We start from the raw sequence: 17,493 nt of genomic DNA, 5'->3' as shown, positions 1-17,493 counted from the left end.
AACAATAACAGATGAGCCTCGCGACGTCTCCTCAACCGGCGTGCGCGCGCAAGAACCTGCCGTGCTCGGCTTCGGTCCCCTCGTTGGCGGGGAACATGCACTCGAGCCGCAGCTCCTCCGCCGTCACCGTCTGCGGCGTTCCAACCGTCGTGATCAGGGAGAAGTAGTCCAGCGTCACACCGTCCTTGACGAAGGACAACGGGATCATCGGCATCGCATCGGATGCCGACGGCGCACGCCATTCCGGCTTCACCCCGGGGTATTGCGACAGTTCCTCCAACAACGCCTTCGTCCTGATGTCAACCACGTGTCCGACTGCCTCGCGATACACCCGCGCCAGCAGCCCGCGTGCGGTCTGCGGCCAGTTCGCGATAAAAGGGCGCATGCCCTCCGGATCGAACATAAGATGCAGCAGGTTTCGTGGCGCCGGCCGTGCGGACATGTCGATGAAGCAATTGAACAGAAGCGGCGCGGCCTCATTGGTCATCAGCACGTTCCAGTACCGGTCCATGACGATGGCGGGAAACGGCTCGTGCTGACGCAGCATGCGTTGCAGGGCACGGTTGATGCTCGTCATGCCGGGCGCCTCGAGCGCGGGCTCGGAATAGGACGGCGCATAGCCGGCGGCCAGCAGCAGCTCGTTGCGTTCGCGCAAGGGCACGTCGAGGGCTTGCGCAAGGTCGAGCAGCATCTGGCGGCTCGGAACGCTGCGGCCGCTCTCGACGAAGCTGATGTGCTTCTGCGAGACGCCGGCGTCGAAGGACAGGTCGAGCTGCGTCTTGCCGCGAATGTCCCGCCATTGACGCAGCAGCGCACCCGCGGAACTGGCGCGCGTCTTGAGGGCACTGGCCGTCGCTTTCATGGCCGACTGATCCTTCCTGTCGATGTGCGGCATCGTCAACGCGCATCGGCGACGGTACGTCGGCTTGTCCGAGGCACCACCGCCGATGGTAGCAGGTTCGTGGCGATCAACCGAAGGCGACCGGCCCCACGGCACCGACCCAGTGCCGTACCTTGGTGTCGTTCCTCTCGTCCATGTAGAAGAAGTGCGTCATCGTGGGATGAACCGTCTTCATTGAGGGATCATCGGGTGTCATGTCCACGACACCCCGAAACACCTTCAGCGAGCCCGCGTCCCAATATTCGGTGATGTGATGGAGCGCGGTGAATCCGGTGTCGATGAAGGCCTTCAGATTGCCGCGGATCGCCTCGCGCCCCTTCCAATCGGCGACGCCGAGGTTGCAAACGGCATCTTCCGTAAAACAGTCGAAGCCTGGTCCGAAGGTCTTGTTGTCGATCTCCCGCCACATGTCGAGCAGCCATTGCGGCGGCTCCTTCTTCGTAAACACGACTTGCATAGCTCTCTCCTCATGCACCGACACACACGCGACAGGAGGCTTGATGGAATGCTTCCTGTCGGGTGAATGACCGGGACAGTAGCCAGGCTGCAGATGAGCTCAATTACATGCCAGGTAATAACGCGCGTTCGGAGGCCTCCTCTTTCCCTTCGCCCGACTTTATGGAACCCTACGACGATGCGCCGGATCATCGTTGTAGGCTGTCAGGGTAGCGGAAAGACGAGCCTCTCCCGAAATCTCGGGCAAAAGCTCGCGCTGCCGGTGGTGCATCTCGACGTGCTCTACTGGCGGCCGGGATGGAAGCCATCCGACAAACCGAACTTCCGAGCACGGGTTACTGACGCGATCGCGGGCGACGCATGGGTTGTCGACGGCAGCTTCTCGGGACTTGCCTTCGATCTCACGCTCGCGCGCGCCGATACGCTGGTCGTCATCGACCGCCCGCGCTGGCTCTGCCAGTGGCGCATTCTCCTGCGGTCCGCCTTCGATCGCGACAAGGCCCGGCCTGATCTCCCGGAGGGGTGCCCCGAGCAGTTCGACTGGAAATTGATGCGCGAGGCGTGGCGCTACGACACCGAGCGCGCGCCTGTCATCGAGGCCGAGCGTATGCAGTATGGCGCTGACGTTCCGGTCGTGCGCTTGAGACGCGATCGAGACATCCAGGGGTTTCTGGATTCGCTGCACGGCACATGATGGATGGCGGTGACGTGAGACCGGACGATCAGGATTTCTTCTGCGCGATGCGCGCGGCGAATGCCTTCATCAGGTCGGTATCCGCCGCCTCGCCTTTCGCATCCTCGGCGAGGTGGTCGAACCAGCGCGCAAAGCCTTCGTAAACCTGGCTCGCCGGATGATCGGGGCCGAGGAAGCCGGAAATCTCCCGCATCTCCGCGACCCAGCGATAGGCTTTCGGAATCATGTCCGGCAGCGCGACTTCGAGCCGGGCCAGAACCGCGGGCTGGCTGAGTGCGAGTTCGTCGCGCAGCGCATCCGCAGCCCCCGCTTTCGTTGCCGCGACCACCATCGCCGCGCCGATCCCGGCGAGGCCCTTGACGATCCCGGCATAGGACATTTTCAGCGCGGACGCGGCACCGACCGGCCCTTCGACGATCCGCACGTCGAGCCCGAAATCCTTCAGCACGGCGACATCCTTGGCGTGCTCGCCCGACATGTAGAAGGCCGGGCTCTTGCCACCGGGCTGGGGCGGGAACCCGATGATGCCGGCATCGACGAACGGCGCCTGTGCCGAGCCGATGATCTCCTCGATCCTCATCACGGTATCGACGTTGACGGCATTGCAATCGACCACGACCGGCTTCTTCTCGCGCCGGACGATCAGCCCGGCCAGCCGCTCGGCGAGCGCCACGGCTTCGCCCGGCGGCACGATCGACAGGATGATGTCGGCGTCCGCGATCGCGTCGTCCTCGGCGCCGATCATGCCGGCATCCGTGGCGCGTTTGCGCGTCGCTTCGCTCCGCCCTCTCAACGACGTCAGCACACGCGCACCGTGCTCGCCGAGACGGCGGGCCACGGCACTGCCCATGGCACCGGGCGCGAGGATCGCAATAGTTTTGGACATCGTGCACTCCAGATCGAAGCCCGAGCAACGCGCTCAGTTCAATCGGAGACTAGCAGAGGACGAGACGCCCGCGTGAACGGCGGCCATCCCGCAGGGGAATGGCCCTACTCCACCTTCGCAGGCTGGGGCTGCACCGCCGCCGAGGCGTTGGCAATACGCGCGGCATTCGCCATGCCCGCCAGCGCCGCTGCCTTCTTCGAATCGGGCGCTGAGCCCGGCTGCACGACGCCGGCCGACATGATCAGCGTCGCGGCATCCTCGGTGCTCATGTCGACCTCGACGATCTTGCTCTTGGGCACATAGAAGAAGAAGCCGGTCGTCGGGTTCGGCGAGCACGGCAGGAACACCGAGACGTGCTCCTCCTGACCCGGCAGGCTGCGGGAGACGTCCTCGTTCGGCGCTTGCGAGATCAGCACGATCGACCACATGCCCGGCGAGGGAAACTCAACCAGGCCGACCTTGCGGAAGCTCGAGCCCTTGCCCGAGAACAGCGTCTCGAACACCTGCTTCAGGCCGCGGTAGATGGCGCGTACCGCCGGGATGCGGCCGAGGAAGGTCTCGCCGACATCGACCAGTGTCCGGCCGATCAAATTGGCCGCGAGGAAGCCGACCAGCGTCAACGTGAAGAATGCGACGATCAGCCCCCAGCCGGGAATGACATAGGGCAGATAAGTCTCGGGCCGATAGGCCAGCGGCACGAACGGCCGCACCACGCCATCGACCCAGGTGACGAACCACCAGACCAGATACAGCGTGATCGCAATCGGCCCCGTCACGATGAGGCCGGTGAGGAAATAGTTACGGAAGCGGCCGATCAGGCCGGTATGCGGCTCGGGCACGGCATCAAGAGGCGCAGGCGCGTCGTCACGGGGGTTCATTCGGGTTCCAAGTCAGTCGCTTCGTCCAAGCTAGGGTCTTCTAGCAGGTTTTGGAAGACCACGAAGCGTCCCGCACTCGACCCTTCTGCCTATTCCACCGTCACGGATTTCGCGAGATTGCGCGGCTGGTCGACATCGGTCCCCATGATGACCGCCGTATGATAGGCGAGCAGCTGAACCGGGACCGCATAGACCATCGGCGTGAACGCCGCCGCCATATCGGGCATGACGATGGTGACGAGGGACTCGACGGTTGCCTCCTGCGCGCCTTTGGCGTCGGTCATCAGGATGATCTTGCCGCCGCGAGCGGCGACCTCCTGCATGTTGGAGACGGTCTTTTCGAACACCCGGTCGTAGGGCGCGATGACGACGACAGGCATGGTCTCGTCGATCAGCGCGATCGGGCCGTGCTTGAGCTCGCCGGCGGCATAGCCCTCGGCGTGGATGTAGGAGATCTCCTTCAGCTTCAACGCCCCTTCGAGGGCGAGCGGGAAGCTGGTGCCGCGACCGAGATAGAGCACGTCGCGAGATTTCGCGATCTCGCGCGCGAGCTTCTCGATCTGGAGCTCGGTGGTGAGCGCATCCGACATCAAACGCGGGATTTCGACGAGCCCGTGAACGAGCTTGGTCTCGTCCTCGTCGGTCAGTTCGCCGCGGGCCTTGCCGGCCGCGATCGCAAGATTTGCCAGCACCATGAGCTGGCAAGTGAACGCCTTGGTCGAGGCGACGCCGATCTCTGGGCCGGCCAGCGTTGGTAGCACGGTCTCGCTTTCGCGCGCGATCGTCGAGGTCGGCACGTTGACGACGGCCACCGTGTGCACGCCTTGGGCCTTGGCGTAGCGCAGCGCGGCCAAGGTGTCGGCGGTCTCGCCCGACTGCGAGATGAAGATGGCGAGATCACCCTTGCGCAAGGGCGCCTCGCGGTAGCGGAATTCGGAGGCGACATCGACCTCGACCGGCACGCGCGCGAAACGCTCGAACCAGTATTTTGCGACGAAGCCGGCGTAGCTCGCAGTGCCGCAAGCCGTGATGTTGATGCGCTGGATGTTCTTGAAGTCGAACGGCAGCTTGACCGGCAGCGAGACCCGCTCGGTCGCCATGTCGACATAGCGTGCCAGCGTGTGGCCGACCACTTCCGGCTGCTCGTGGATCTCCTTGGCCATGAAGTGGCGGTAATTGGCCTTGTCGACCAGCGAGGTCGAGGCCGCGTGCTTGGTCTTCTCGCGCTGGACGGCATGGCCGTCCTTGTCGAAGATCGAAGCGCTTGTATGGGTCAGCACGACCCAGTCGCCGTCCTCGAGATAGCTGATCGTGTCGGTGAACGGCCCGAGCGCGATGGCGTCGGAGCCGAGATACATCTCGCCGTCACCATAGCCGATCGCGAGCGGCGGACCGTTGCGCGCGCCGATCATCAAATCGTCCTCGCCCGCGAAGATGAAGCCGAGTGCGAACGCGCCGCGCAGCCGCGCCAGCGTCAATTTCACCGCTTCCACCGGCTTGTTGCCGCGCGTGAGCAGGTCGTCGACGAGATGCAGCACGATCTCGGTGTCGGTCTGGGTGTGGAACACCGTGCCTTTCTTTTCGAGCTCCTCGCGCAGCTCGCGGAAATTCTCGATGATGCCGTTGTGAACGACGGCGACACGCTCGGTCGCGTGCGGGTGCGCATTGTTCACGGTCGGCTTTCCGTGGGTGGCCCAGCGGGTGTGACCGATTCCGGTCGTGCCCTTGAGCGGCTCGGCCTCCAGCCGCTTCTCCAGATTCTTCAGCTTGCCCTCGGCGCGGCGGCGCTCGAGATGCTTGCCCTCGAGCGTGGCGACGCCCGCGGAATCATAGCCGCGATATTCAAGACGTTTGAGCGAATCCACCAATTGCTCTGCAACCGGCTGGCGCCCGAGAATGCCGACAATCCCGCACATGCGGATCAATATCCCCCAAATCGTCGAAAAATCGCCTAAACGACCAGCTCAGTTTTTAGCGAAGTTCCTAAGGAACCAGATACTCAATAATTATTGCTGATTGAGACAGCACCGACGGCGACCGAGCCTCGCCTGCGTCGAACTGGCTGGGCCTTAAACCGCGCGCGTTAACTTGTTGTCAACAAATTTGGCCAACCCTTGCGTACCAAGGAGAGAGGCCATGAAAGGCTCATCCAACCGCAAAGGCCTGTCATCGATGGCGGTGCGCGCCAGCGAGACCACCGGCACGCACCTCGCGCATTGGCCGCCGCCCCAGCGCGGCAAGGAAAGCAAGCCCGTCTTCATCAAGCACGTCGCCGGCGAGCCGGCGAAGCGTGCCAAGCCGCGCGGCTGGCGCCTGACGCGCGCGATCTTCTCCGAATTCGCCGACGACGAATAGCGGCGTTCATTTCTCCGGCTTCTTGCCACCCGTCTTCAGCTCGCGATAGCGCACCGCCCCACCTTCGCGGATGGTCTGCGGGCTACGCTCCAGCGCCATGGCGTCATCAGGCACGTCGCGCGTGATCACGGAGCCCGAGCCGATATAGGCGCCGTTGCCGATTGTCACCGGTGCAACCAGCGAGGAGTTCGTGCCGACGAAGGCGCCCTGCCCGATGATCGTCTTGTGCTTCTTGAACCCATCGTAGTTGCAGGTGATGGTGCCGGCGCCGATGTTGGAATTGGCGCCGATGGTGGCGTCGCCGATGTAGGAGAGATGGTTGACCTTGACGCCGGCCTCCAGCGTCGCGGCCTTGGTCTCCACAAAATTGCCGATGCGCGCGCCGTCGCCGAGCGAGGTGCCGGGCCGCAGCCGCGCATAGGGGCCGATCGAGACCTTCTTGCCGAGCTTGGTCTCGACGATATGCGAGAAGGAATGGACCACCGTGCCGTCGCCGATCGAAACGCCGGGGCCGATCACCACGAAGGGCTCGATCGTCACGTCGTTGCCGAATACGGTATCCGCGGCGAGATAGACGGTTTCGGGCGCGATCAGCGTGACGCCGGACTCCATCGCCACTTTCCGCAACCGCGCCTGCATCACGCCTTCAGCCTCGGCGAGCTGCGCCTTGGTGTTGATGCCGCGCACTTCGTCCTCGCTGGTTTCGATCACCACGGCATCCCATCCCTGTTCGCTGATAATGCCGACCGCGTCGGTCAGATAATATTCGCCCTTGGAATTCGCATTGCCGATCTTGTCGAGGATCGCGAGCGCGCGGCGGCCGTCGATCGCCATGACCCCGGCATTGCACAGGTCGATCTTGCGCTCCTCGGCGCTGGCATCGGCCTGCTCGCGGATCGCGACCAGGCGGTCGCCCTCGACGATGAAGCGGCCATAGCCGGTGGGATCGGCGGCGCGGAAGCCGAGTGCGGCAATTGCGGCGCCTTTGGCCAGCGGCGCGCGCAGCCGCGCAAAGGTCTCGGCCGAGATCAGCGGCGTGTCGCCGAACGCAATCAGCAGATCATCCACGCCCCGCGCAATGACATCACGCGCCGCCAGCACCGCATGTGCGGTGCCGAGCCGTTCCTGTTGCACGAAGGTGAGCGCGTCGGGACGGATGCGCCTTGCTTCGTCCGCCACCGCCTGATGATCGGGTCCGATCACGACCGCGAGCGAGGTGCCGGTTCCCTTGGGCGCCGCGGCGAGCACGTGGGCGAGCAGGCTCTGGTGCGCGACAGGATGCAGCACTTTCGGCAGGTGTGAGCGCATACGCGTGCCTTCGCCGGCGGCGAGCACGATCGTGAGGCTGGAACGGGCGGTCATCGCAATCCTGTCAATCGGCCGAATCAATCGGCGCCAGCGGGCGACGGGCCGCCCTCATCAGCTATCGCCTTGCTACCCCCGCAAACGCCCGGAGTTCAAGTGCGACACGCTTTTCCTGTTAATGTTCCCTGATTGATTCGGGGAAGCCGGACAGGGGTTGGGCACTTAACGTTCATGGCAAAGGATTCCGACCCACTGGCGGATGCCTTCGGCGCCAAGGAGACCGGCGGGCTGTTCTCCGGACTTGTGGCCGAGGAGAGTTCGTTCGATCGCGGCATGATGTGGCGGCTGGGCTCATGGGGCGTGGCGGCCGTCGGCGCCGTGGTGCTTGCCGTGTTCGCCAACCAGGCCCAGCTCGGCTCGCGGCGCGACCAGGTCGCATCCGCCGATCTCGCGCGCCAGGCCGACCGGCTCCAGATCCTGACCAAGGAGAGCCAGAACGAGGCCCGCCGGCTCGCCTCCGCCATCGAGACGCTGAACACCGATCGCGACCGGCTCTATTCGCGCGTCACCGTGCTGGAGCAAGGGCTCGATTCCGTCACCGGCGCCATCGCCAAGCAGACGACAACGCCGCCGCAGGCGTCCGTTGCGAAGCCGCAGGACGCGCCGGCCTTGATCGGCCCGCCCGCGCCCGGCATCGCGCAGGTCGCCTCGACACCGGCTCCGGCCAACGACAAGCCGCGCGCCGAGGCCGCAAAGGAGCCGTGGAGTCCGCCGCCGCAGAGCGCGGCCGCGGCCTCGCTGGTCGCGCAGTTGCCGGCGACGAATTCGGCACTGCCGATGCTTCCGTTGGTCCCATCCAAATCGATCATGGCGCCGCCCGATCCGGCCGCCCCGAAACTGGTTCAGCCCGAAACCGCAGAGAAGGCGACCGAGAAGGCTGCCGAGACGAAGCCAGAACCGGCGCCCGCTCCGATCGAAGTCGCCGCGGCACCTGCCAAGCCGCCGGAGGCCGCCGAAAGCGAGGCTCCCGCGATCGCGGTCCAGCAGACGCGCTTTGCGATTGATCTCGGTGGCGCCAACTCGCTCGATGGCCTGCGCGCGCTGTGGCGCGGGGTCACCAAATCCAATCCCGAAATCGCAGCGCTGCGGCCGATCATCATGATCAAGGAAGGCAACACCGGCCTTGGCATGCAGCTCCGCCTCGGCGCCGGTCCGCTGATCAATGCAGCGGCTGCAGCAAAACTCTGCGCCGGCCTCGCCGAGAACGACCGCCACTGCGAGACCACCGTGTTCGACGGCCAGCGGCTGTCAATGCGCGGCGGCCAAGAGAAGAAGCAGAACAAGGGGCAAGACAAGACCCAAGACAAGACCCAAGACAAGACCCAAGACAAGACCCAAGACAGGGTTCAGGAGAAGAACTCCGACAAGACCCAGGACTCGGTGCCGCAAGCCGAGACCGCCCCAGCGCCCGCTCCGGCCGCCAAGCCCGACAAGCATCGCCGCAGCTATTCCTCAAAACGCTCATCGAAGCGCGAGGAGCCCGCGCCTGCTCCTGCGGCGCAGCCGGCCGCACAGCCGAAGCCCGAGACAGCGTCGGCGGGATCGACGCTGTCGTCGTTCTTCAGAAGGTAGCTTACCTCGCGGCAATTCATCAGCGTAATGGGTGAAGGATCTCACGCAGGTCGCGAGAAACTTGCGCCTCCCCTGTTGCCCCGTTCCACCATCCCGACCATATTGCCGCCATGACAAAAAAGCCCTTCCGCCTCACGCCCTACCAGGTGCAGTTCCTGATCGTCGTCGGCTTCGCCAGCGTCGGCTATGCGCTCTATCTGCGCTATCTCGGAATCGAAAACTCGCAGGTCGGTCTCGCCTGCGACGCCGGGCTTCAGACCCTGGTCTGCAAGGCGCGCTCGGTCTCGACCGTGCTGTTCAAGAATTCGGTGTTCGGCATCGTCGCGCTGGTGGTGGCAACGCTGAACCTGATGCGGCCGTCCATCGTGCTGCTCACCGCCGGCATCATCGCCGCGGGCCTTGGCATCGTGCTCTACAATGTCGTGCTGTCGGGCCTGGCGATCGGCCTGCTCATTCTTGGATTTGCTCGGCCCGCGCCCGCCACAGCGTGAGCGCGAACAAGAGATAGATCGCGCAGGTCCACAGCGACTGCCAATTGTCGCGGCCCTCGTTGAACAGCACATAGGCCGCCGACAGCGTCAGCACGCCGGCGAAGACCGATTCCGCGATCGGACGCTGGCCGATCTGCGGCCGGTTCAGCATCAACAGCGCAAACGGCACAACCGCCATCGTCAGCGCGGCGTAAGGGAAATCCTTGTAGCGCGGGTCGAACACGAATCCGAGCGCGGTCTGCGCCGCGATGACCGCCGTCACCGCCAGCGTCAAGCCGAGCACGGCGGTGAGCTTCGACCATTTCCGGCCCTCGCGCGGACCAAGCAGATCGAGGAAGGTGGGAAGGCTGCGGCCGATCACCATCGCCTGCGCGCAGAAGATCGGCGACAGGATGCCAGCCGCGAGCAGCGCGCCCCACAGCAGCCAGCCGCCGATGCCGTAGCTCTCGTAGTACATCTTGTCGGCGCCGATCCCGAGCAGAATGCCGGCCGAGGTTGCCGAGATCGCCACGCCGAGCCAGGACGAGAAGCGCGGCGTCCAGGGTCTGCGCCGCAACGTCAGGCCCGCGACCGCGAACACCAGCACGGAGAGGCCCATGCCGGCGGCCATGTACCATTTCCAGTACGGGAAATTGCTGATCGGCTCGCCCGGCGGATATTTCAGGCCACGGCGCACCGAGTCATAGAGGCCCCAATAGCCCCCGACGGTGCCTTCCAGTTTGCGCTTCCACGGCTGATCGTAGGACTCGATCAGATTGACGCGGAATTTCTGCGCTTTCGCCAGACTCAGGATCTCCGAGACCACGCGCGCCTGGTTGGTGCGCGACGGCAGCGCGCCATCTCGCATGCGCCCTTCGCTCGGCCAGCCGGTTTCGCCGATCAAAATCTCCTTGCCGGGAAATGCGACCGCCATGCGCTCGCGGATCTGTTCGACATGGGAGGCGGCAAACTTGGCCCGCACCGGATTGTCTTCCCAATAGGGCAGGATGTGGATCGTGACGAAGTCGACGGCGTCATAGATCTCGCGATTCCTGAGCCAGAACTCCCAGACATCGGCATAGGTGACGGGCACGCTGACCTGCGCCTTCACCGAGCGGATGATGGAGACGAGGTCCGCGGTCGTCATCTCGCCGCGCAGCAGCACTTCGTTGCCGACGATGATGCTGGTGATGATCCCGGGGAAATCCTTGGAAAGGCGAATGGCGAGCGCGGCCTGCTCGAAATTCTTGGTGCGGTTGCTGGAGAGCCAGATGCCCTGGAGCACCTTCAGCCCGCCGATCCGGGCCGCGATCGCCGGCACCTGGTCGAGCCCGTTCTCCATCGAATAGGTGCGGACGCAGTCGGTGATCTCCTTGAGCTGGCGCAGGTCCTGCTCGATCTGATCGGCCTCGATATGAGTCCATGCGTTCAGCGGCGACTGCTCGCCGCGGAACGGCGCGTAGGAGACGCATTGGACCTTGTCGGCGGGATCGATCGGGGCGCGCGCGAGCGAGATCGGCGTGGCAAGCCACCACCACACGGCAGCGATCGCACCCAATGAAACGAGCAGAAGCGCCAGTGGCGTACGAAGAGAAATCGGTTCCGTCCTCCGCGAAGGGCCGTCGATTACCTGCTAGCACGCCGTCTGCCAAGGGGGTGACTCCGTTATGGATCCATCCCTCCCCTGAGGAATTTACCTGCGGCCGTTCGACCGAGGCCTAGGATCGTGACTTTGCTGGACAAAATTCCAGATTCAGGCCATGGACTCGGGAGGACTTTTCCGCCGCATTGGAGACCCATTTGGACGCCATCACCGGGCGCGTCCGCGAAGGTCCTGACGCGGGCGGTCAGTGATATATTGGGGAATTCATGCGGCAACGGGTGTTCGAGTTACGAAATGCGGTCCTGCGGCAGTTCGCCGCCACCTTGGCCGTTTCTTCCCTTGTCATCCTGATGGGTATCGGCGCGGCCTCCGCCCAGAGCGGCACGCCCGCCCCCGACCAGAGCAAGGCAGCCGCCCAGCCCGCCGACACGGCCAAGGATGCCGCCCAGAATCAGCGCCGCACCGACGAATTCGCCGAAGCAGCCCAGGTCATCAGCGGCCCGGCCGGCAACCCCGAATGCGTCTGGCTCGGCCGCCGCGTGGTGCGGCTGATGTGGCGGGACGACCTCGATACCGCATTCCGCCATCTCGACCTCTATGACCGTTTCGGCTGCCCCGGCGGCCACATCCAGGCCGCCTTCCGCTGCCTGACCCGCTTCGGCGGCCAGATCGATCCCAAGGTCGCCGAGACCCTGGACAGCCGTGTGCACGCTTGCTGGATCAACCCGGCGTCGCAGCCACAGCAGGCGGCGGCCGCGGCCTCGCAGCCGGCCGCGCCCGCATCGGGCAATGCGCAGCCGCAGCCGGCCGCGAGCCCCTCGCCGGCGGCAAGCCCGTCACCGGCGCCCCCGAAATAGCCGCGATTGTTTCAGCCTCCGTTCAGGAACGATCGGCGATAGAAGCAATTGGCACTGCTGCGAATTTCGAAATGTGCATGCCCTCATTCGGTCATGAGGCGATGACAGTTGTGAAACCGCGCGGCAGAGGTATGCTCCATTTGCCGCGGACTTGGTCGGATCTCGGGGTCGGATCCGCTTCCCTGCCCCCTCAGCCCCTTTTGGTTTAGCCGCGATGCGGGTTGTCGCCGCCGTTCTGTTGCTTGTGTCCGCGCTCCACGCCGGCCTCTGGGGAGTCTCGCGCGACAAGGAACCCGCGCCCGACTTCAAGGGCCTGCTGCCCAGCGTCTCCTACGCCCCGTTCGAGGGCTCGGCTCATCCTGATATCGACAACATTCCGACGGTGGAGAAAATCCGCGCCGACCTGAAGACGCTGTCGACAATGACGCGCGCGATCCGCCTTTATTCGTCCACGGGCGGCGTGGAACTGGTGCCGCCGATCGCGGCGGAGTTCGGCCTCAAGGTCACCGTCGGCGCGTGGATCGACAAGGACAAGGATCGCAACGAGCGCGAGATCAAGGCCGCCATCGAGCTCGCGCGCAAGAACAGCAACGTCAACGGCGTCGTCGTCGGCAACGAGGTGATCTACCGCGGCGAGCAGAAGGTCGAAGACCTCATCGAGATGATCAAGAAGGTCAAGGGCTCGGTCCGCGTACCCGTCACGACCGGTGAGATCTGGAACATCTGGCGCGACAATCCCGACCTCGGCTCCAACGTCGACTTCATCGCCGCCCACGTGCTGCCCTATTGGGAAAACTTCCGCTCGGATCAGGCGGTCGACCAGGCCGTCGACCGCTACAATCTGTTACGCAACCTGTTCCCCGGCAAGCGCATCGTGATCGCCGAATTCGGCTGGCCGAGCGCGGGTTACAATTTACGCAACGCCGACCCCGGTCCGTTCCAGCAAGCACTGACCTTGCGCAACTTCGTCAGCCGCGCCGACGCCATCGGCATGGAATACAACATCGTCGAGGCCATCGATCAGCCCTGGAAATACTTCGAAGGCGGCGTCGGTCCGTACTGGGGCATCCTCAACGCCAGCCGCGAGCCGAAATTTGCCTGGACCGGCCCGGTGCAAAATCCCGATTATTGGAAGCTGATGGGTGTGGCGCTCCTCGTCGGTATCCTGCTGTCGCTGCCGATCCTGCGGCTGCAGCAGCCGACGGCGAAGCAGGCGTTCCTGCTGTCGGCCACCGCCAACGGCGTCGGCGCCTGGGCTGCCACCGTGTTCGCGTTCTGGAACGGGCACTATTTCATCTTCGGCTCGGCCTTCGCGCTCACGCTCGGCATGATCCTGCTTGTTCCCCTCGTGCTGATCGCGATGGCGCGCATCGACGAAATCGCGGCCGTCGCATTCGGCCGGCCGCCGCAGCGGCTGCTCACGAAAGGTAAGCCGGTCGAGGACGTGCCCGAGAATTATTGCCCGAAGGTCTCGATCCACATCCCCGCCTATTTCGAACCGGTCGAGATGCTCAAGCAGACGCTCGATGCGCTGTCGCGGCTGAACTATCCGAACTACGAATGCGTCGTCATCATCAACAACACGCCGGACCCTGCCTTCTGGCAGCCGATCCAGGATCATTGCCGCGCGCTCGGTGAACGCTTCAAGTTCATCAACGCCGAGAAGGTGCAGGGCTTCAAGGCCGGTGCGCTGCGCATCGCGATGGACCGCACCGCCGTCGACGCCGAGATCATCGGCATCCTCGATGCCGATTACGTCGTCGATCCCGACTGGCTGAAGGACCTCGTGCCGGCGTTCGCCGATCCCAGCGTCGGCCTGGTGCAGGCGCCGCAGGAACATCGCGACGGCGACCTGTCGATCATGCACTACATCATGAACGGCGAATATGCCGGGTTCTTCGACATCGGCATGGTCCAGCGCAACGAGACCAACGCCATCATCGTGCACGGCACGATGTGCCTGATCCGCCGCGCCGCGATGGACATGGCCGGCGGCTGGTCGTCCGACACGATCTGCGAGGACTCGGATCTCGGCCTTTCGATCCAGCAGCTCGGCTGGACTACGCACTACACCAACCACCGCTACGGCCAGGGCCTGCTCCCCGACACCTACGAGGCCTTCAAGAAGCAGCGTCACCGCTGGGCCTATGGCGGCCTCCAGATCGTCAAGAAGCACTGGCGGAACTTCCTGCCCGGACGGAGCCGGCTGACGCCCGACCAGAAGCGCGAATATGGCCTGGGCTGGCTGAACTGGCTGGGTGCCGAAAGCCTCGGCGTCGTCGTGGCGCTGCTCAACCTCGTCTGGGTGCCGATCGTCGCCTTCGCCGACATCGCCATCCCCGACAAGATCCTGACGCTGCCGATCATCGGCGCCTTCATCGTCTCGCTCGTACACTTCTTGTCGATGTACCGCGCCCGCGTCGCGATCAAGCCCGGCCAGATGCTGGGCGCGATGATCGCGGCGATGAGCGTGCAGTGGACGGTGTCGCGCGCGGTGGCGCAGGGACTGATCACCGAGCACATTGCGTTCGCGCGCACCTCCAAGGGCGGCCTGTCCAGGATGTCGATCGAGTTCCAGGCGTTCTGGGAGGCCGTGATCGGCGCCCTGCTCCTGATCGGCGCCGGCGTGCTGGTGGCCTCCAACAGCTACCGCCAGATCACCGAGATCTACATCTTCGCCGGCGTGCTGGTGCTGCAGAGCCTGCCGTTCCTGGCCGCGGTCGCCATCGCCATCCTCGAGCTCAGCCGCATCAACTCGTTCCAGTTCTGGCGCGACAGCGCGATCCGCACCGCCGAGCTGATCGGCTTGCGCCCGGTCGCGCTACCCACCCCCGCCGGCACGCCGCAGCAAGTGCCGGTGCCGAGCGAGGTCCGGCGGGAAGCGAACTGACGGGGCTCCGAACGTGGCATCCGTCCCGTGGGCGGACGTCGCGGCTTCTTCGGCGTGGATGACGGCCGCCATTCGGGTTGAAAATCCCGGCTCAAGCATTGGAAACGGCGAGCGAATTCCCGCTGTTGCCTTCAAGTTCGGCAACCACCCGAGCTATTGACCTCCGCGCCCCATCCCCCTACACAGCGCGGGCCGAAAGCATGATCCGGAAACAGCCGGTTTTTCCGCAACGCTTGCGTCGATGTGGCGGCAAGACATGCTTTTCCAAATGACCGAAGACGATGGCGATTTCTTTGAAGCCATCAGCGGCCATGGGAGCGCGTAGCTCAGCCGGTAGAGCACGTGACTTTTAATCACGGGGTCCTGGGTTCGAGCCCCAGCGCGCTCACCAAACAAAATCAATGGTTTAGTGACGGATTGTGAGTTAAACGGTACGTCTGATTATGAATTGGGGTAGCAACTCGGGTAACAAAGATGTGAACCGCGAACGTCTTCGCTGGTCGCCTCGCCATGACGAACTCTTTCGCGAATTGGTCCATGCCGGTGCGCCTATCGAGTTCATTTGTGAAACGCTCGCGAAGACAGAGGACGAGCTGCGCCGACGCGGCTACATCATCGGCCTACCCATGAAATGGTTTAAGCGGGACACGGCCTAAGCTGGCTGCTCCGTCCCAGTTAAGGCCGCCTGCGCTCCGCCCGAGCGTCGATATATTTGGCCGCTGCGAATGTGAGGGCTAGAGCCAAGACGCCTGCGCCGCCGGTAATCAATAGCCCTGCCAGCATACGCGGCACATTCTCGCGCAGGCATCATGTCGGCAATACACTAATAGTAACCAGTTGAAACGTTCGCCCGTCAGCGTGACCCCGGCGGAGCTTCAAGCGACTTTCCCACCTACGAGAAGCACGCCGGATGCGGCAACCGAGGGGCCGACGTCAGGCCGGATTTCAGCAGCGGCAAGCCGCCGCAATTTGCGAGATCGAGCGCCCATTAGAGGAACGAACGCGCAGAGGAAAAATTGGAGGGTTTGCTAGCTCCCTCCTTCGAGCTGGCGGAGCGGCCCCGGCCCACCTTCCAGCCCCCATGAAGCCGGGGCCGTCTCTAAGCCGCCCACTGAGGCTTCTGGGTGTTCCGCTTATAAATACATGCCTTGGAACAAACGAAGGTTTATTAAAATCACAATCTGTTCTCGCCCGGAGAACAACGGGCCCGCCAGTGTGAACCGGACACGCAACGCCAACTGAGGCGGCCTTACTCGGTGTTCTCGGTCCAAGTCTGCTCACCGCACTGGCACCTGAACATGCGAACGATTTTCCCGTTTTGCGGATTTAGCATTTTCAACACGGAGAGCGGCTTTCTGCCACACTCGGCGCAGGGCTTCACCGGGCTAGGGTCAAAGCTCGAAAACACTTCGTTCTTAAAATCGCGGTCCACTACTATCACCAAGCCATTGAGCGACTCTAAGTGCCATAGTGTACACTTGTTCCAATGATTTCCATCGATGACCCCAGACGAATATCAACTGGCGGAGCGATACCGGAAAGCACTGGAACGGTGAAGGACTCGTTCGCGCGCCAGCATCTCGAAAGCATGGAACGGAGCTACCGGACCTTGGTATAGCGAACGGGCGCTCCGGAAGTCCCTGGCCATTTGGTGCACGCTTTGGGCAAGCTGGACGACTAGCGACAACGCAAAATAGACCAATGCGGCTCGTTCCGTCCGGAGATGCGCTCCCGTTCGCCACGTGTTCACGGCGGACTAAATTCCTTGAGGTATCTCAAGGGTCGGCACCAAACGAAAACTGAAAACTGAGGCCGCCACCTGCGGCGGCCTATTTCGGAGATTGCAGGCCGGGAGAGGTCAGCCAATCGCTGATGTGCGCGCCGGTATCGGCTAGCCTAGCCTTCCTAAGAAGTGCCTCGCGTTCCGCGCCAGCCGGTAATGCGCTGGCCTGCTCCTTGTACTTTGTTGCCAGTTCGGCCAATCGTTCCTCAAGAGAATAGGTCTGCTTCAGTCGGCGGCGCTCCGTCATGGCGCTTTCCTCGGGCCATCAACAACGACTCCAAAACTTGAAAACCTTGGTTCAGTTCCAACGGCGGAACGAACTTAGGCGCCCCACCGGCGGGTCCTGGAATTGCAATGCACGGACTGAAACTTCGCGCTCTTCTGTCCGTAGTATCAGTATCCGGGATTTTGTTGATCCCTCTCGGGGCTGGACTAAACCCATCGCCGCCGGGACAAGGTATTGTTTGCCCGGCGGCGCAATTTTGGCTTATCGCTCGGGCGAGCATCTGCCAGCATAAACCAGCGGACCCTCGACTTTTCCCACACCCACTAAACTCAGTAGCTCGCGCGCGTTCCGGGCTACCAGGAATCGACAATTTGCGAGGTACTTACGATGCCGCTTTGATAGCGGCATGCCTCCTATAAGACGCCATGCGGATTCCGACGAAGTCGCCCAGGGGTACCGATATGAAGTCGCCCGTGGATACCGAGACGATGTCGCCCACCTTTCCGATTTGATCTCGCCCAGCGGCGAGGCGTTCTGGCCGGCTGGTTCTCTGGCAT

14 protein-coding genes and 1 tRNA gene are annotated in these 17,493 nt (G+C 63.7%); 7 read left to right on the top strand and 8 right to left on the bottom strand.

The window, feature by feature from the left end; genetic code table 11:
• Positions 1-31: 31 nt before the first annotated feature.
• Together AC0L23_RS00075 and AC0L23_RS00070 are read right to left on the bottom strand one after the other, a co-directional pair.
• A complete protein-coding gene (locus AC0L23_RS00075; RefSeq protein ID WP_026233463.1) occupies positions 32-862 on the bottom strand; it encodes a helix-turn-helix domain-containing protein in 831 nt (276 codons plus the stop codon).
• Between the two features lie 106 nt (positions 863-968).
• A complete protein-coding gene (locus AC0L23_RS00070) occupies positions 969-1,358 on the bottom strand; it encodes a hypothetical protein (RefSeq protein ID WP_018457938.1) in 390 nt (129 codons plus the stop codon).
• 177 nt (positions 1,359-1,535) lie between these two features.
• Between AC0L23_RS00070 and AC0L23_RS00065 the strand changes: the two genes are divergently transcribed.
• Positions 1,536-2,051: a P-loop NTPase family protein gene (locus AC0L23_RS00065; RefSeq protein WP_085353112.1), complete on the top strand. Its 516-nt coding sequence runs from the start codon at positions 1,536-1,538 to the stop codon at positions 2,049-2,051.
• A gap of 28 nt (positions 2,052-2,079) precedes the next feature.
• On the opposite strand, the gene AC0L23_RS00060 is transcribed toward AC0L23_RS00065, so the two are convergent.
• From AC0L23_RS00060 to glmS, 3 genes are all read right to left on the bottom strand, one after another.
• A complete protein-coding gene (locus AC0L23_RS00060; RefSeq protein WP_085353114.1) occupies positions 2,080-2,937 on the bottom strand; it encodes an NAD(P)-dependent oxidoreductase in 858 nt (285 codons plus the stop codon).
• Positions 2,938-3,041: 104 nt separating this feature from the next.
• Positions 3,042-3,815 (bottom strand): DUF502 domain-containing protein, encoded by a 774-nt coding sequence (locus tag AC0L23_RS00055; protein ID WP_018457941.1) that lies wholly within the window; start codon positions 3,813-3,815, stop codon positions 3,042-3,044.
• Between the two features lie 89 nt (positions 3,816-3,904).
• Complete coding sequence (gene glmS / locus AC0L23_RS00050; RefSeq protein ID WP_204511260.1) at positions 3,905-5,731, bottom strand: glutamine--fructose-6-phosphate transaminase (isomerizing); 1,827 nt, start codon at positions 5,729-5,731, stop codon at positions 3,905-3,907.
• A gap of 220 nt (positions 5,732-5,951) precedes the next feature.
• Here glmS and AC0L23_RS00045 point away from each other — a divergent pair, with 220 nt between their 5' ends.
• Entirely contained in the window at positions 5,952-6,170 is a 219-nt protein-coding gene (locus AC0L23_RS00045; RefSeq protein ID WP_018457943.1) for a hypothetical protein, read from the top strand.
• A gap of 6 nt (positions 6,171-6,176) precedes the next feature.
• Here the strand turns inward: AC0L23_RS00045 and glmU are convergent, their stop codons facing one another.
• On the bottom strand, positions 6,177-7,532 hold the full coding sequence (gene glmU / locus AC0L23_RS00040) for a bifunctional UDP-N-acetylglucosamine diphosphorylase/glucosamine-1-phosphate N-acetyltransferase GlmU (protein ID WP_456654174.1): 1,356 nt from the start codon (positions 7,530-7,532) through the stop codon (positions 6,177-6,179).
• A gap of 174 nt (positions 7,533-7,706) precedes the next feature.
• On the opposite strand from glmU, the gene AC0L23_RS00035 reads away from it, so the two are divergent.
• Positions 7,707-9,107 carry a hypothetical protein gene (locus tag AC0L23_RS00035; protein WP_473356741.1) on the top strand — a complete coding sequence of 467 codons (1,401 nt, stop codon included), beginning with the start codon at positions 7,707-7,709 and terminating at the stop codon, positions 9,105-9,107.
• Positions 9,108-9,217: 110 nt separating this feature from the next.
• Entirely contained in the window at positions 9,218-9,598 is a 381-nt protein-coding gene (locus AC0L23_RS00030) for a hypothetical protein (protein ID WP_018457946.1), read from the top strand.
• Here the strand turns inward: AC0L23_RS00030 and AC0L23_RS00025 are convergent.
• Positions 9,558-11,117, bottom strand: a complete 1,560-nt coding sequence (locus AC0L23_RS00025; RefSeq protein ID WP_039800292.1) for a glycoside hydrolase family 17 protein — start codon at positions 11,115-11,117, stop codon at positions 9,558-9,560. The genes AC0L23_RS00030 and AC0L23_RS00025 overlap by 41 nt on opposite strands.
• Before the next feature lie 329 nt (positions 11,118-11,446).
• On the opposite strand from AC0L23_RS00025, the gene AC0L23_RS00020 reads away from it, so the two are divergent.
• The 3 genes from AC0L23_RS00020 (at position 11,447) to AC0L23_RS00010 (ending at position 15,318) form a co-directional block, all read left to right on the top strand.
• Positions 11,447-12,037 carry a beta-1-3, beta-1-6-glucan biosynthesis protein gene (locus AC0L23_RS00020; protein ID WP_085353125.1) on the top strand — a complete coding sequence of 197 codons (591 nt, stop codon included), beginning with the start codon at positions 11,447-11,449 and terminating at the stop codon, positions 12,035-12,037.
• Between the two features lie 214 nt (positions 12,038-12,251).
• Positions 12,252-14,927 (top strand): glycosyltransferase, encoded by a 2,676-nt coding sequence (locus AC0L23_RS00015; protein WP_085353127.1) that lies wholly within the window; start codon positions 12,252-12,254, stop codon positions 14,925-14,927.
• A 315-nt stretch (positions 14,928-15,242) separates the two neighbouring features.
• Positions 15,243-15,318 (top strand) — tRNA-Lys (locus tag AC0L23_RS00010).
• A 1,438-nt stretch (positions 15,319-16,756) separates the two neighbouring features.
• Here AC0L23_RS00010 and AC0L23_RS00005 read toward each other — a convergent pair.
• Complete coding sequence (locus AC0L23_RS00005; protein ID WP_473356740.1) at positions 16,757-16,957, bottom strand: hypothetical protein; 201 nt, start codon at positions 16,955-16,957, stop codon at positions 16,757-16,759.
• Between the last annotated feature and the right edge of the window lie 536 nt (positions 16,958-17,493).

The organism is Bradyrhizobium sp. MI1.4 (genome assembly GCF_055811315.1).
Note: the sequence above shows the minus strand (reverse complement) of the source record. Positions and strands in the feature narration are given on the sequence as shown.